The following is a 15,621-nucleotide window of genomic DNA, read 5'->3' as shown; positions in this document are numbered from 1 at the left end:
ATGTGTATAAGAGACAGGTACCTGGCGAAAAACCCGCAGGGTTATTGCGGTATCGGCGGCACCGGTGTGACCTGCCCGATTTGATGTAGCACAAAAAACGGTGGGAGCGGGCTTGCTCGCGATGCAAGCGACTCGGTGTTTCTGTTACACCGCATCGCCTCGATCGCGAGCAAGCCCGCTCTCACATTGGTTTTCAGCTATTTTCCGCAATCAACCATTCCATCTGCCAGCCACCCTGGGTTTGACCCAGTTTTTTGGCCAGCCACGGCAACAGTTCGCGCAGCTCTTCTTCGAGACCCCAAGGCGGGTTGGCGATCGCCAGGCCCGAACCATTGAGGCTGTTGGGCGTATCCAGCGGATGCACGAACAACTCCACCTGCAGCAACTTCGGTGCACCTGAACCTGCCAAGTCCTGATAGAAACGACGCAACTGGCGCTTGTCCTTGATCGGATACCAGATCGCTACAACGGTCTGGCGCATGCGACTGATCGCGTCTTTCAACGATTCGGCGCAGCGCTTCATTTCGTCGAGTTTCTCGAACGGCGGGTCGATCAGCATCAAGCCACGCTTCTCAGCCACCGGCAGCAAAGCACGCGGCACATGCCAGCCTTCGCCCAAATGCACCGCTACGCGGCGATCACCCTTCATGTTGTCTTTGAGCAATACGCCGTCTTCGGGGTGTTTCTCGTTCAACAGCACACGGTCCTGGGAACGGGTCAGGCGTCGCGCCCACTCCGGCGAGCCCGGGTAATAGCGCAACTCGCCATCCGGGTTCATCTTGCGCAGTACTTGCATGTAGTCATCAGTCACTGCAGGCAGGTCTTTCTGCCCCCACAACCGTGCAATGCCTTCAAGGTACTCGCCCGTGCGGTTGGCCTGATCGCCCTTGAGGTCGTACAGACCAATACCGGCGTGGGTATCGAGATAGGCAAAAGGCTGCTCTTTGCGCGACATCAGGGCGATGAGGCGGGTCAAGACGATATGTTTGAAGACGTCGGCGTGGTTGCCGGCGTGGAAGGCGTGACGATAGTTCATGGTTGCTCCTGCGCAGGAGGCGAAGTTTACCTTGTACGCAACCTGACGTCAGGTCGCGGGCGTTTTTTCCGAGATACGGTGAGCAACGCCCAGGCAAAAAAAACGGCCCGTCACACCTGGAGACGGGCCGTTTTTGAACACTTCAAGGTCAGCGCAAGCGCTTCTCTGATCAGCTGTTTTGCTGGAAGTCTTTTTCAGCAGCGTCGAAACGCTCGATCATGCCTTTGCTTGGGCCTTTGCCCGCAAGGCTTGCCAGCACAATGGCCAGGCTGCCCAGGATAAAGCCCGGGATGATTTCGTACAGGCCAAACAAGGCGAAATGCTTCCACACGATCACGGTAATGGCACCGACCAGAATACCGGCCAATGCACCATTACGGGTCATGCCTTTCCACAGTACAGAGATCAGTACTACTGGACCGAACGCAGCACCGAAACCTGCCCACGCGTAGCTCACCAGACCCAGCACACGGTTCTCCGGGTTGGAGGCCAGTGCAATGGCGATCAGTGCAACCACCAGCACCATGATCCGGCCAACCCATACCAGTTCCAGCTGGGAGGCATTTTTACGCAGGAAGGACTTGTAGAAGTCTTCGGTCAGGGCACTGGAGCACACCAGCAACTGGCAGCTCAGGGTACTCATGACCGCAGCCAGAATGGCCGACAGCAGCACACCGGCAATCCACGGGTTGAACAGCAGCTTGGCCAGTTCAATGAATACGCGCTCTGGGTTTTCGGTCACCGGCCCGGCCACTTCAGGGTGTGCCGAGAAGTAAGCGATACCGAAGAAGCCTACAGCGACCGTACCGGCCAGGCACAGGATCATCCAGGTCATGGAGATGCGACGCGCCTTGGCGATCGACTTGACCGAATCAGCGGCCATGAAACGCGCCAGAATGTGCGGTTGACCGAAGTAACCCAGACCCCAGCCCATCAGCGAGATGATGCCGATGAAGGACGTGCCCTTGAGCATGTCGAAGTTGCTTGGGTCGTTGGCCTCGATGGCCAGGAACGTGGTGTCTACGCCACCCGTGGCCAGCAGCACGATGATAGGCGTCAGGATCAGCGCGAAGATCATCAGGGTGGCTTGAACCGTGTCGGTCCAGCTCACTGCCAGGAACCCACCGATAAAGGTATAGGCGATGGTCGCCGCAGCACCGGCCCACAAGGCGGATTCGTAAGACATGCCGAAGGTGCTTTCGAACAGGCGGGCGCCGGCCACAATGCCGGAAGCGCAGTAGATGGTGAAGAACACCAGAATCACGATGGCCGAGATGATCCGCAGCAAACCGCTTTTGTCTTCAAAACGGCTGGAGAAGTAATCCGGCAAGGTCAGCGCATCACCGTTGTGCTCGGTCTGTACCCGCAGGCGACCGGCAACAAACAGCCAGTTCAGGTAAGCGCCGGTCACCAGACCGATGGCGATCCAGCTTTCCGACAAGCCGGACATGTAGATCGCACCCGGCAAACCCATCAACAACCAGCCGCTCATGTCGGAGGCACCGGCGGACAATGCAGTGACAACGCTGCCCAGGCTACGGCCACCGAGAATATAGTCAGAAAGGTTGTTGGTGGAGCGATAAGCCATCAGGCCAATCAGCACCATTGCCGCAATATAGATCACGAACGTGATCAGGGTTGGGTTACTAACACTCATTGATAAAGCCCTGGCATTGTTTTTATGTTTAGCGGCGGTCTGGCCGTACGCTCACAAACGTCCTGTTTGAGACGATTAACCCTGCCGCGCATTTATGACTGATGTTTCCCCAGGAAATCCATCAGCCGATGAACCAATCTTCTGTAGGAGGTTGCACCTTGGGCGCGAATGCTATGCAACAAAGCAAATCGGGTGCAACCAGTTTCTGCGAGCCAAGTTGCACCTTGTCGCCTTTTCGTCTCAATTCGGAGTTTTTGCGCCTTTTCGGAGCAAAGACCTTACCAAACCAAACAGAAAGCACCACAGCAGGGCACTGATTTCACCCCGCCTGAATATTCCTGACGAAGCGTCGACCAATCCACAAAAAAACGGGTTGCACCTAGTTGCACCCGTTTCGGCGCAGCGCTAATCTTGCCGCCAGCTGCTGCCACGCAAATGTGGCACCCATGAGGATAAAAAAATGGCTACCACCACCCTTGGGGTCAAACTTGATGACCCGACCCGCGAGCGCCTCAAGGCCGCCGCGACCTCGATTGATCGCACGCCACACTGGCTGATCAAGCAGGCAATCTTCAATTACCTGGAAAAACTCGAGGGTGGTGCAACCCTGACCGAGTTGAGCGGTATCCCTGGTTCTGCCAGCGATGACGCCGACGAAGTACAAGCCGACCACGCGCATCAATGCTTCCTGGAGTTCGCAGAAAGCATCCTGCCGCAGTCCGTACTGCGCGCTGCCATTACTTCGGCGTACCGTCGCCCGGAACCCGAAGTGGTGCCCATGTTGCTGGAGCAGGCGCGACTGCCAGCCCCTATGGCCGAAGCCACGCAAACCCTGGCAGCCTCGATTGCCGAAAAATTGCGCAACCAGAAGAGCGCCGGCGGCCGTGCCGGTATCGTGCAGGGCTTGCTGCAGGAGTTTTCCCTGTCGTCCCAGGAGGGCGTGGCCCTGATGTGCCTGGCTGAGGCGCTGCTGCGTATCCCGGACAAAGGCACCCGCGACGCCCTTATTCGCGACAAGATCAGCACTGGCAACTGGCACCCGCACCTGGGCAACAGCCCGTCGCTGTTCGTCAACGCTGCAACCTGGGGTCTGTTGCTGACCGGCAAGCTGGTGTCGACGCACAACGAAGCAGGCCTGACCTCCTCCCTGAGCCGCATTATCGGCAAGAGCGGCGAGCCGATGATCCGCAAGGGCGTCGACATGGCCATGCGCCTGATGGGCGAGCAGTTTGTCACCGGCGAAACCATCGCCGAAGCCCTGGCCAACGCCACGCGCTTTGAAGCCAAGGGCTTCCGTTATTCCTACGACATGCTCGGCGAAGCCGCACTCACCGAACATGACGCACAAAAGTACCTCGCGTCCTATGAGCAAGCCATCCACTCGATTGGCAAAGCCTCCCACGGTCGCGGCATCTATGAAGGCCCGGGCATTTCCATCAAGCTGTCGGCCCTGCACCCGCGCTACAGCCGCGCCCAGTACGAACGCGTGATGGACGAGCTGTACCCGCGCCTGTTGTCGCTGACCTTGCTGGCCAAGAAGTATGACATCGGTCTCAATATCGACGCCGAAGAAGCAGACCGCCTGGAAATCTCTCTCGACCTGCTCGAGCGCCTGTGCTTCGAGCCGCAGCTGGCTGGCTGGAACGGCATCGGCTTCGTGATTCAGGCTTACCAGAAGCGCTGCCCGTATGTGATCGACTACGTGATCGACCTGGCTCGCCGCAGTCGTCATCGCCTGATGATCCGCCTGGTGAAGGGCGCGTACTGGGACAGCGAAATCAAACGCGCCCAAGTCGAAGGCCTGGAAGGCTATCCGGTCTACACCCGCAAGGTGTACACCGACGTGTCCTACCTCGCTTGTGCGAAAAAGCTGCTGGCCGTACCAGAAGCCATCTACCCGCAATTCGCCACCCACAACGCCCAAACGCTGTCGGCGATTTATCACATTGCCGGTCAAAACTACTACCCGGGTCAGTACGAGTTCCAGTGCCTGCACGGCATGGGTGAACCCCTCTACGAACAGGTTGTAGGCAAGGTTGCCGAAGGCAAGCTGAACCGTCCGTGCCGTGTGTACGCCCCAGTGGGTACCCACGAAACACTGCTGGCTTACCTGGTGCGACGCCTTCTGGAAAACGGCGCGAACACCTCGTTCGTTAACCGTATCGCCGACCACACTATCGCAATCCACGAGTTGGTGGCCGATCCGGTCAGCCAGATTGAACAAATGGCCACGACCGAAGGCGGCTTCGGCTTGCCGCACCCGCGCATCCCGTTGCCGCGTGATCTGTATGGCAGCGAACGCGCCAACTCCAGCGGCATCGACATGTCCAACGAACACCGCTTGGCGTCGTTGTCCTGCGCCTTGCTGGCCACGGCCCATAACGACTGGAAAGCCGCGCCGATGCTCGGTTGTGACTCCAGCAACGAAGCGCCGGCGGCGGTGCTCAACCCGGCCGACCTGCGTGATGTGGTGGGTCATGTACAAGAAGCCACCGTTGAAGACGCCGATAACGCTATCCAGTGTGCCCTGAGCGCCGCACCGATCTGGCAGGCCACCCCGCCCGCCGAGCGCGCTGCGATCCTGGAGCGCGCCGCCGACCTGATGGAAGGCGAGATCCAGCCACTGATGGGCCTGCTGGCCCGTGAAGCTGGCAAGACCTTCGCCAACGCTATCGCCGAAGTGCGCGAAGCAGTGGACTTCCTGCGCTACTACGCGGTGCAGGCCCGTAACGACTTCACCAACGATGCCCACCGCCCGCTGGGCCCGGTGGTCTGCATCAGCCCGTGGAACTTCCCGCTGGCCATCTTCAGCGGCCAGGTGGCTGCAGCATTGGCTGCCGGTAACCCGGTACTGGCCAAGCCTGCCGAGCAAACCCCGCTGGTTGCCGCACAAGCCGTACGCATCCTGCTCGAAGCTGGCATCCCGCAAGGCGTGCTGCAATTGCTGCCTGGCCGCGGCGAAACCGTCGGCGCACGCCTGGTGGGTGATGATCGCGTCAAAGGCGTGATGTTCACCGGCTCCACCGAAGTGGCCCGCCTGCTGCAACGCAATATTGCCGGTCGCCTGGATGCCCAGGGCCGCCCTATCCCGCTGATCGCCGAAACTGGCGGCCAGAACGCCATGATCGTCGACTCTTCGGCCCTGACCGAGCAAGTGGTTATCGACGTGGTGTCTTCGGCCTTCGACAGCGCCGGTCAACGTTGCTCGGCACTGCGGGTACTGTGCCTGCAAGAGGACTCGGCAGATCGCGTCATCGAAATGCTCAAAGGTGCCATGGCCGAATCGCGCATGGGCAACCCCGAGCGCTTGAACGTGGACATCGGCCCGGTGATCGACGCCGAAGCCAAGGCCGGGATCGAGCAGCATATCCAGGGCATGCGCGACAAGGGCCGCTCTGTGTACCAGATGGCCATCGCCGATAGCGAAGAATGTAAACGCGGCACCTTTGTCATGCCGACCCTGATTGAACTGGAAAGCTTTGACGAGCTGGAACGCGAGATCTTCGGGCCGGTGCTGCACGTGGTGCGCTACAAGCGCAAAGACATCGACCAGTTGATCGCACAGATCAACGCTTCGGGTTATGGCCTGACACTGGGCGTACATACCCGTATCGACGAAACCATTGCCAAGGTGGTCAACAACGTCAACGCCGGTAACGTCTACGTCAACCGCAACATCGTTGGTGCGGTGGTCGGCGTGCAACCGTTCGGCGGTGAAGGCCTGTCGGGTACCGGCCCGAAAGCCGGTGGCCCGCTGTACCTGTACCGCCTGCTGTCGACCCGCCCGGGCAATGCAATCGAGCAATCGTTCGCCAAGGTCGATGCCGTGACCGCACCGGACACCCAGGCCCGCGAGGCCATGAGCAAACCGCTCAGCGCCCTGCAAGCCTGGGCAACCAGCAACCAGCAACCAGCACTGGCCGAGCTGTGCACCGAGTACGCTGCACACTCGCAAAGTGGCATCACGCGCCTGCTCAACGGCCCGACCGGCGAACGCAACAGCTACGCCATTCTGCCGCGTGAACATGTGCTGTGCCTGGCTGAAGTTGAAAGCGACCTGCTGACCCAACTGGCTGCCGTTCTGGCCGTGGGCAGCTCGGCGGTACTGCCGCAAAGTGAACTGGCCAAGGCCCTGCTGGCCCGCCTGCCTGCAGAGGTGCAGCCACGCATCACACTGGTCGCGGACTGGACCAAGGACGAAGTGATCTTCGACGCCGTCCTGCACCACGGCGACTGTGACCAGTTGCGTGACGTGTGCCAGCAAGTGGCACAACGCGCAGGCGCCATCGTTGGCGTACAGGGCCTGTCCCAGGGCGAAACCAATATCGCCCTGGAACGCCTGGTGATCGAGCGCGCACTGAGCGTCAACACCGCTGCTGCGGGTGGCAACGCAAGCCTGATGACCATCGGTTGAGGATGTGATCGGGCAATAAAAAACCGGGCACCCGAAAGGGTTGCCCGGTTTTTTTACGCCATGAACTCAACGTTGGCTCATGAATTCCATATAGCCAACGATGGCCATCAACAACGTGCCGGCCACCATCCAGGCAAAATTAGCCCAGCTCAGGGCCTTGTTGACGCTGCCCTGCGGGTCACCCGCCAGCATATTGATTGCGCGCTGGGCCGCCACCAGCATTGCACAACAACCGGTGATCAGTACTGCATTGGTGAACAACACATAGACCGCATCCGCGGGCCGGGTAAACAGCGTGGACACCAGCACCGAGAACATGACCAGCAGCATAATGAGCAGGCCTCTGGTCTCGGGTTGCCAAAAATAGCAGCGCCCTGTCCTGTCGAGGCCGTTCTGAACCACTTCAAACAGCGGCAGGATAAAAAATGGCCAGAGCGCAGCGCGCAGCAACGGCGCGATCGGCGCCCCGGTTTCCGCTTTGTAGGACGCCCAGTTGCGATATGACCAATAGACCATGTACCCGCCTGCCGTAAGCCCATACAGCAGCAGAAACTTGCTGACAGACACGACATAAAGGTTGATTCGTTTGTCGTCACACCACGGTGTTGTCTTCGATAGCCTGTTGCCAGCCTCAGTAGCAGGGTTCATGTCATGTCCGTGCGCAAGTGGGAGGCCGCAGTACACACAATTTACCTAATATAAAAATGCAGTGAAAATCCCATTTTTTTGTAAGAAAGGCCTTCAGTCCTACTCGACAGGCCCAAACACCTCCAGGGTGTAATCCATTCAAAACCTTTTTTGACAGCCCGCCAATGGCGCAGGTTAGAATCGATGGCACGCAGGCTGCATGCCAGGTCTGCGCCCTGTCTTTTTTAGCTTTCTGGAGTACTGCCTTTGAATGCGACGACCATCAACAGCCTGTTCTTGATCGGCGCGTTGCTGGTAGGCGCAAGCATCCTGGTAAGTTCTCTGTCCTCGCGCCTGGGCATCCCGATACTGGTCATCATCCTTGCGGTGGGCATGACCGCAGGTGTCGATGGCGGCGGCATCATTTTTGACAACTACCCCACGGCCTATCTGGTGGGCAACCTCGCCCTGGCGGTGATTTTGCTCGACGGCGGCTTGCGCACCCGGGTTTCCAGTTTTCGCGTGGCGTTATGGCCCGCGTTATCGCTGGCCACGGTGGGGGTGATGATCACCACGGGGCTGACCGGGCTGATGGCCGCCTGGCTGTTTAATCTCAACTTGATCCAGGGTCTGCTGGTTGGCGCCATTGTCGGCTCCACCGATGCCGCCGCAGTGTTCTCGCTGCTGGGTGGCAAAGGCCTGAACGAGCGGGTTTCAGCCAGCCTCGAAATCGAGTCCGGCAGCAACGACCCGATGGCGGTATTCCTCACCGTCACCCTGATCGACATGCTCGCCAGCGGTGAAACAGGCCTGCACTGGAGCCTGTTGCTCAACCTGGTGCGTGAATTTGCCATCGGCGGCACGGTCGGTCTGGCAGGCGGCTGGCTAATGCTGCAAATGGTCAACCGTATCAACCTGGCCAACGGCCTGTACCCGATTCTGGTGATCGCAGGCGGGCTGGTGGTCTTTTCCCTGACCAACGCCCTGCACGGCAGCGGCTTTCTCGCGGTCTACCTGTGCGGCCTGGTGATTGGCAACAGTCCGATCCGCAGCCGTCATGGCATTTTGCATATGCTCGACGGCATGGCCTGGCTGGCCCAGATTGGCATGTTCCTGGTGCTGGGCTTGCTGGTCACGCCACACGACCTGTTGCCCATCGCCATTCCAGCACTGGCACTGGCCCTGTGGATGATTCTGTTTGCCCGCCCGCTGTCAGTGGTAGTGGGGCTGCTACCTTTCAAAGCCTTCCATGGACGCGAAAAAGCCTTTATCTCATGGGTAGGCCTGCGCGGTGCGGTGCCGATCATTCTGGCGGTGTTCCCGTTGATGGCCGGGCTGCCCAATGCGCAGCTGTATTTCAACCTGGCATTCTTTATCGTGCTGGTATCTCTTCTGGTGCAAGGCACCAGCCTGCCGTGGGTCGCCAAGCTGCTCAAGGTGACCGTACCGCCTGATCTGGCCCCCGTGTCCCGTTCAGCCCTTGAAGTGCATGTCACCAGCGAGTGGGAACTCTTTGTTTATCGCCTCGACGCACAAAACTGGTGCATCGGTGCGGCCCTGCGTGAACTGAAAATGCCCGACGGCACCCGTATCGCCGCCCTGTTTCGCGATAAAAAACTGCTCCATCCGTCGGGTAGTACCACGCTTGAAGTGGGTGACCTGCTCTGCGTCATCGGCCACGAACACGACTTGCCTGCCTTGGGCAAACTGTTCAGCCAGCCCCCGAGCCGTGGCCTGGACCTGCGTTTCTTCGGCGACTTCGTGCTCGAGGGCGACGCCCAGCTGGGCGCTGTGGCCGCCTTGTACGGCCTGAAGCTGGACGGCATCGACCCGAACACCTCACTGAGCAGCTTCATTGCCCACAAGGTCGGCGGCGCGCCGGTGGTCGGCGACCAGGTGGAGTGGAACAACACCATCTGGACGGTTGCGATGATGGAAGGGAACAAGATCGCCAAAGTGGGCGTCAGATTCCCCGAAGGAAGTGCACCGGGCCCGGGGCTGTTCCTCTAAACTCCAACTTTCCGCCCTTGTCTGACCGGTATCTATGCCAACTCTGCGCACGTTCATCGCCACCGTCCTGCTCGGCCTGAGCCTTTGTGTCGGCACGCTTCAGGCTGCCGACCCGCCTACCGCCGAAGCGGTGCAGCAAAGCCTGGACAAAATTGCCGAGCGCAAACTGCCGGACGCCGACCAAAAAGCCCTGCAGGCGGTGCTCCAGCAGACCCTGACCCTGCTCGACAGCAAAGCCGATTACGAACAGCGCCTGAACGACGTCAAACAACAGATCAACGATGCCCCTCGCCAGACTGCCGAAAACCAGCGCGAACTGGCCAAAATCAAGGCCAGCAAACCCATACCCGTAGCCCAGCGCTACAGCGAGCTGTCCGTGCAGCAGCTGGAACAACTGCTGGCGGAACGCACCACGCAACAGGGCGAGCTGCAAAAAGCCCTGGCTATCGCCAACAGCCAAAGCATTGCCGCGCAGACCCGACCCGAGCGGGCCCAGGCCGAGATCAGCAACAGCCAGACCCGTATCCAGCAGATCAACACCACCCTGAAAACAGGACGCGACAATGGCAAGTTGCTTACCCCCGATCAGCGCAACCAGCTCAACGCCGAAGCCGCCTCGCTCAACGCACTGATTGCCCTGCGCCGCCAGGAACTGGCTGGCAACAGCCTGTTGCAAGATCTGAGCGGCAGCCAGCACGACCTGCTGCTGGAAAAAACCACGCGCCAGGACCAGGAAATCCAGGACCTGCAAACCCTGATCAATCAAAAGCGCCTGGCCCAGTCGCAGCAGACCGTGACCGAGCAATCCATCGAGGCGAAAAAGTCCGGCAGCAGCAGCCTGCTGGCGACCGAAAGCGCGATCAACCTCAAGCTCTCCGACTACCTGTTGCGCAGCACCGATCGCCTCAACGAGGTGACCCAGCAGAATCTGCAAACAAAGCAACAACTGGACAACGTTACCCAGAGCGACCAGGCCCTGGATGAGCAGATCAACGTGCTCAAGGGCAGTTTGTTGCTGTCCAAGATACTTTATAAGCAGAAGCAAGCCCTGCCGCGCCTGCAAAAAATGGACAAGAATCTGGCAGACGAAATCGCCGATATCCGTCTGTACCAGTTTGAAATCAACCAGCAGCGCGAGTTGATCAGCAACCCCACGACTTACGTCGACAACCTGCTGTCCACCCAACCTGTCGACCAGGTCACACCGCAACTGCGCAAAACCCTGCTCGAACTGGTCAACACCCGCAGCGATCTGCTGGACCGCCTGAACCGCGAACTTAGCTCGCTGCTCAACGAATCGATCACCCTGCAACTGAACCAGAAACAACTGCTCAGCACCGCCCAAAGCCTGCGCGCCACGCTGGATGAGCAAATGTTCTGGATCCCCAGCAACAAGCCGCTGGATCTGGAATGGCTGGAAACCGCACCGCGCCAGCTTGAGCAGCAAATCACCACCCTGCCCTGGGGTTCCAGCGTCAGTGAACTGGCAGAAGGCCTGGTGCAACGTCCCCTGCTGTTCTTGCCGTTTTTGCTGGTGGTCGTGGCGCTGCTGTGGAAACGTCGCTACCTCTACAGCAAATTGAACAACATCCATCAGGACATCGGTCACTTCAAGCGTGACAGCCAATGGCACACGCCGCTGGCAATATTGATCAATATCTTGCTGGCGATGCCCATTTCATTGGCGCTGGCCTTGTGCGGCTACGCCTTGCAAACCGATGCCCGGGGCATGAATGCCAATACGGGCGCGGCGTTGATTCAGATGGCCGAGGCCTGGCTGGTGTTCTACACCGCTTACCGGATTCTGGCGCCGGGTGGCGTGGCCGAACTGCATTTTCGCTGGGAAAAACCGTTGGTCGCGTTCTTGCAAAACTGGATCCGCAAACTCGGTTTTGTGGTCCTGGCCCTGGTGGCCGTCGTCGCCTTTGCCGAGCAACAACCGGCTGCGCTGGCCGACGATGTCCTGGGTATTCTGGTGGTGCTCAGTTGCTATGCGGCCATGGCCTGGCTGCTCTGCCGCCTGTTGCTCAACGACTTTGAAACAGCAACAAAAGCCTATCGCCTGCGCAAGTTGCTCGGTTTTGCCTTCGCCCTGCTGCCGCTGGCGCTGTTTGTGGCGGTGTGTTTTGGCTACTACTACACCGCACTCAAGCTCAGCGACCGCCTGATCAATACCCTCTACCTGCTGATGCTCTGGCTGGTGGTCGAAGCGGCGTTTGTCCGTGGCCTGGCAGTAGCGGCACGGCGCCTGGCCTACCAGCGTGCACTGGCCAAACGCCAGGCCGCCAAGGAAGCAGGCGAAGGCAACGATACGATTATCGAAGAGCCGACCCTGGACATCGAACAGGTCAACCAACAGTCCCTGCGCCTGATCCGCCTGGCCCTGCTGGCTGGCTTTATCGGCATTCTGTACTGGGTGTGGGCTGACTTGATCTCGGTATTTTCCTACCTGGACAACATCACCCTCTACGAATATACCAGCGGTACCGGCGCCAATATGAGCATGGTGCCCATCAGCATCGGCGACGTGATAGGTGCGCTGGTCATCATCGGCATCAGCATCGCGCTGGCGCGTAACTTGCCCGGCCTGCTGGAGGTGCTGGTGCTGTCGCGCCTTGATCTGGGCCAGGGCAGTGCTTACGCAACTACGACCCTGCTGACCTACGTGATCATCGGCGTAGGCTTTGTCTCCACCCTGTCGACACTGGGCGTGAGCTGGGACAAGTTGCAATGGCTGGTTGCGGCACTGTCGGTAGGCCTGGGCTTCGGCATGCAGGAAATCTTCGCCAACTTTATTTCCGGGATCATGATCCTGTTCGAACGCCCGGTACGGATCGGCGACACCATCACCATCGGCAATCTGTCAGGTACCGTGAGCAAGATCCGCATCCGGGCCACCACCATCACCGACTTCGACCGCAAAGACATCATCGTCCCGAACAAGACCTTTATTACCGGGCAACTGATCAACTGGTCGCTTACGGACACCATCACCCGTGTGACCCTGAAGCTGGGCGTCGATTACGGCTCCGACCTCGACCTGGTCAAGCAGTTGCTGCTCAAGGCTGCGCAAGAGAACCCGCGGGTGCTCAAAGACCCGGAGCCCCATGTGTACTTCCTCAACTTCGGCCAAAGCACTCTCGACCACGAACTGCGCATGCACGTACGCGACCTGGGCGACCGCAACCCGGTGATCGACGAGGTCAACCGCTTTATCAACCGCGAGTTCAAAAACCACCACATCAACATCTCCTTCCAGCAGATGGAGGTGTACCTCAAGAACCTGCAGGGGCAAGAATACAAACTGGTGCCCGTTGGGCCGGAAGTCCCGCCCGAGCCGACACCACCACCGCAAAAGCCGCAGTTGGGCAAGCTCGACTGACGCAAGTCCGATGCAACCTCTGTGGGAGCTGGCTTGCCTGCGATGCAAACGAATCGGTTTAACCAACCAAGCCCGTTGATGCCGTCGCGGGCAAGCCCGCTGCCACGATCCGCCACTGTTCACTGGAGACGGTCATTGAAAGCCCTCGACGAACTGACTTTTGATAACCGCTTTGCCCGCCTGGGTGATGCCTTCTCGACCCATGTGCTGCCTGAGCCCATCGACGCACCGCGTGTTGTGGTCGCCAGCGACGCCGCCCTGGCACTGCTCGACCTCGACCCCGCTGTCACCCAAGACCCTGTATTTGCGCAACTGTTTGGTGGCCATACCCTGTGGGCCAACGCCGAGCCTCGGGCGATGGTCTATTCCGGTCATCAGTTCGGTTCTTACAATCCGCAACTGGGCGATGGCCGCGGGTTACTGCTGGGTGAGGTGTATAACGACGCGGGCGAGCACTGGGACCTGCACCTCAAGGGCGCCGGCAGGACCCCTTATTCGCGCATGGGTGATGGCCGCGCCGTACTGCGCTCCTCGATCCGCGAGTTTCTCGCCAGCGAGGCACTGCATGCACTGGGCATCCCCAGCAGCCGAGCCCTGTGTGTGATCGCCTCCGACACCCCGGTGTGGCGCGAAACCCAGGAGCGCGCCGCCATGGTGCTGCGCCTGGCACCCAGCCATATACGCTTCGGGCACTTCGAGTATTTCTACTACACCAAGCGCCCCGAGCAGCAAAAGCTACTGGGTGAGCATGTGCTGGCGATGCACTTCCCCGAGTGCCTGGAGCAACCCGAACCCTATCTGGCCATGTTTCGCGAAATCGTCGAACGCAACGCTGAACTGATCGCCAAGTGGCAGGCCTACGGGTTTTGTCACGGTGTAATGAACACCGACAACATGTCGATCCTGGGCATCACCTTTGACTTCGGTCCGTTCGCCTTCCTCGACGACTTCGACGCCAACTTCATCTGCAACCATTCCGACCATGAAGGGCGTTACTCCTTCAGCAACCAGGTGCCGATCGGCCAGTGGAATCTGAGTGCCCTGGCCCAGGCATTGACGCCGTTTATCAGCGTTGAAGCCTTGCGCGAAACCCTGGGGCTTTTTTTGCCGCTGTACCAGGCCCACTACCTCGACCTGATGCGCCGCCGGTTAGGTCTGACCAGTGCCGAAGACACCGATCAACACCTGGTCGAAACCTTGCTGCAAAAGATGCAAGGCAGCAGCGTCGACTACAACCTGTTTTTCCGGCGCCTGGGGGACCTCCCGGCAGAACAGGCAGTAGCACGGCTGCGAGACGAATTTGTCGATCTCAAGGGTTTTGACGAATGGGCCGCGCAGTACGTGGCCCGGGTTGCCCGAGACGGCGCAAGCGATGAAAGCGTCCGGCGTGAGCGCATGCACGCGGTCAACCCGCTGTATATCCTGCGCAACTACCTGGCACAAAAGGCCATCGATGCGGCCGAGGCCGGGGATTACAGCGAAGTGCAACGCTTGCACACGGTATTGACCCAACCGTTCACCGAACAACCGGGCATGGAAGGCTACGCCGAACGCCCGCCGGAGTGGGGCAAGCATCTGGAAATCAGCTGCTCGTCGTGATGCAAAACCGGTAAATATACTGTTGCCGGTTTTGCCCGCTCCCACAGAACCGAGGCCGGTCGCCAGTCGTCGGCCCACAAACCAGCCACAGCGTGGCGCACGCCGTAAGCCTCAGATAAACATATCCACAGGCACTTTGAAGTAATCGGCCAGCCAACGAATCTGCCGTACGTTGAGCTGGCGTTTACCGCTGAGGATTTCGGACACCACAGACTGGGTGCCGACACCTGGCAAATCGCTTTGCGTCAGCCCGTGTTCCTGCATCACCGAGCGCAGCACATCGACGCCGCTGACCTTGGGCATCGGTCGATGCTCTAGGTCGTAAGCCTCAACCCAGTCACCGATGATGTCCACCAGGCTCATCAAGGGGTTGGTCTCATCATCGCCTATCAAGTCGGTCAACGTATCAAGGGCGGCGACCAGCCCGTCGTAATCGGCTTCGTTTTTCGGTTTGCGCAGCAGCGGCGCCACGAATTGCCAATGCTCTGCTGCCTGTTCGACCAATGCGTTCATGGTGCTGATTCCTTCCATTTGCCCTTGTCATAGTCACGGTGATCCAGCACATGACGGATGTAGAGGCGCTGTACCCGGTAACGCACCACGGCGATCAACCGCAGTTTGTTACCACCTATATTGAAAACATGAAACGAACCCACCTTGTCGGTGGCGGGGAAAAACGATCTCAACGCGGCGAAGTCTTCAGGGCTTAGGACTTTGATCTTGCGATACCACTCATCCAGTGCGCTCGCCGATTGCGGCCATTGTGCTTTGGCTTCCCAAATTCGTTTTGCTGTAATCACTCGCCTGCAATGTCCTTATCGCATCTTGCTATGAAGGCTAAACCCGAACCCTGGCAATCGCAACTTGCGATAACGATTGCCAGACCAGCGGTGCAA

9 protein-coding genes are annotated in these 15,621 nt (G+C 59.3%); 4 read left to right on the top strand and 5 right to left on the bottom strand.

The annotated features are described in order from the left end of the window. Positions 1-193: 193 nt before the first annotated feature. On the bottom strand, positions 194-1,036 hold the full coding sequence (locus QN377_RS06830; RefSeq protein ID WP_095017705.1) for a 23S rRNA (adenine(2030)-N(6))-methyltransferase RlmJ: 843 nt from the start codon (positions 1,034-1,036) through the stop codon (positions 194-196). A gap of 169 nt (positions 1,037-1,205) precedes the next feature. Beyond that, the gene (gene putP / locus QN377_RS06825) at positions 1,206-2,693 is read right to left on the bottom strand and encodes a sodium/proline symporter PutP (protein WP_095000897.1); all 1,488 of its coding nucleotides are present in this window, start codon (positions 2,691-2,693) and stop codon (positions 1,206-1,208) included. A gap of 460 nt (positions 2,694-3,153) precedes the next feature. Here putP and putA point away from each other — a divergent pair, with 460 nt between their 5' ends. Further along, positions 3,154-7,107, top strand: coding sequence for a trifunctional transcriptional regulator/proline dehydrogenase/L-glutamate gamma-semialdehyde dehydrogenase (putA, locus tag QN377_RS06820; RefSeq protein WP_095017706.1), 3,954 nt, complete (start codon positions 3,154-3,156; stop codon positions 7,105-7,107). A gap of 66 nt (positions 7,108-7,173) precedes the next feature. Here putA and QN377_RS06815 read toward each other — a convergent pair whose 3' ends face one another. After that, positions 7,174-7,755, bottom strand: coding sequence for a hypothetical protein (locus QN377_RS06815; RefSeq protein ID WP_095017707.1), 582 nt, complete (start codon positions 7,753-7,755; stop codon positions 7,174-7,176). A gap of 246 nt (positions 7,756-8,001) precedes the next feature. Between QN377_RS06815 and QN377_RS06810 the strand changes: the two genes are divergently transcribed. From QN377_RS06810 to selO, 3 genes are all read left to right on the top strand, one after another. Next, positions 8,002-9,744, top strand: a complete 1,743-nt coding sequence (locus tag QN377_RS06810; protein WP_095000894.1) for a potassium/proton antiporter — start codon at positions 8,002-8,004, stop codon at positions 9,742-9,744. A gap of 34 nt (positions 9,745-9,778) precedes the next feature. Next, positions 9,779-13,126 carry a mechanosensitive channel MscK gene (mscK, locus tag QN377_RS06805; protein ID WP_169916143.1) on the top strand — a complete coding sequence of 1,116 codons (3,348 nt, stop codon included), beginning with the start codon at positions 9,779-9,781 and terminating at the stop codon, positions 13,124-13,126. Positions 13,127-13,261: 135 nt separating this feature from the next. After that, positions 13,262-14,725: a protein adenylyltransferase SelO gene (gene selO / locus QN377_RS06800; protein ID WP_095026327.1), complete on the top strand. Its 1,464-nt coding sequence runs from the start codon at positions 13,262-13,264 to the stop codon at positions 14,723-14,725. A 111-nt stretch (positions 14,726-14,836) separates the two neighbouring features. Here selO and QN377_RS06795 read toward each other — a convergent pair whose 3' ends face one another. After that, positions 14,837-15,238, bottom strand: a complete 402-nt coding sequence (locus QN377_RS06795; protein WP_095023804.1) for a helix-turn-helix domain-containing protein — start codon at positions 15,236-15,238, stop codon at positions 14,837-14,839. Beyond that, positions 15,235-15,525, bottom strand: a complete 291-nt coding sequence (locus QN377_RS06790; protein ID WP_095023803.1) for a type II toxin-antitoxin system HigB family toxin — start codon at positions 15,523-15,525, stop codon at positions 15,235-15,237. The genes QN377_RS06795 and QN377_RS06790 overlap by 4 nt, the downstream gene beginning before the upstream one ends. Positions 15,526-15,621: the final 96 nt, after the last annotated feature.

The sequence above is a fragment of the Pseudomonas sp. CCC4.1 genome (assembly GCF_035019225.1).
In the GTDB taxonomy this organism is placed as follows: domain Bacteria; phylum Pseudomonadota; class Gammaproteobacteria; order Pseudomonadales; family Pseudomonadaceae; genus Aquipseudomonas; species Aquipseudomonas bubulae.
Note: the sequence above shows the minus strand (reverse complement) of the source record. Positions and strands in the feature narration are given on the sequence as shown.

Coding starts and splice junctions, on each gene's coding strand:
- QN377_RS06830 (WP_095017705.1), bottom strand. CDS start 1,036: ATGAACTATCGTCACGCCTTCCACGCCGGCAACCACGCCGACGTCTTC.
- putA (WP_095017706.1), top strand. CDS start 3,154: ATGGCTACCACCACCCTTGGGGTCAAACTTGATGACCCGACCCGCGAG.
- QN377_RS06795 (WP_095023804.1), bottom strand. CDS start 15,238: ATGAACGCATTGGTCGAACAGGCAGCAGAGCATTGGCAATTCGTGGCG.
- mscK (WP_169916143.1), top strand. CDS start 9,779: ATGCCAACTCTGCGCACGTTCATCGCCACCGTCCTGCTCGGCCTGAGC.
- QN377_RS06815 (WP_095017707.1), bottom strand. CDS start 7,755: ATGAACCCTGCTACTGAGGCTGGCAACAGGCTATCGAAGACAACACCG.
- putP (WP_095000897.1), bottom strand. CDS start 2,693: ATGAGTGTTAGTAACCCAACCCTGATCACGTTCGTGATCTATATTGCG.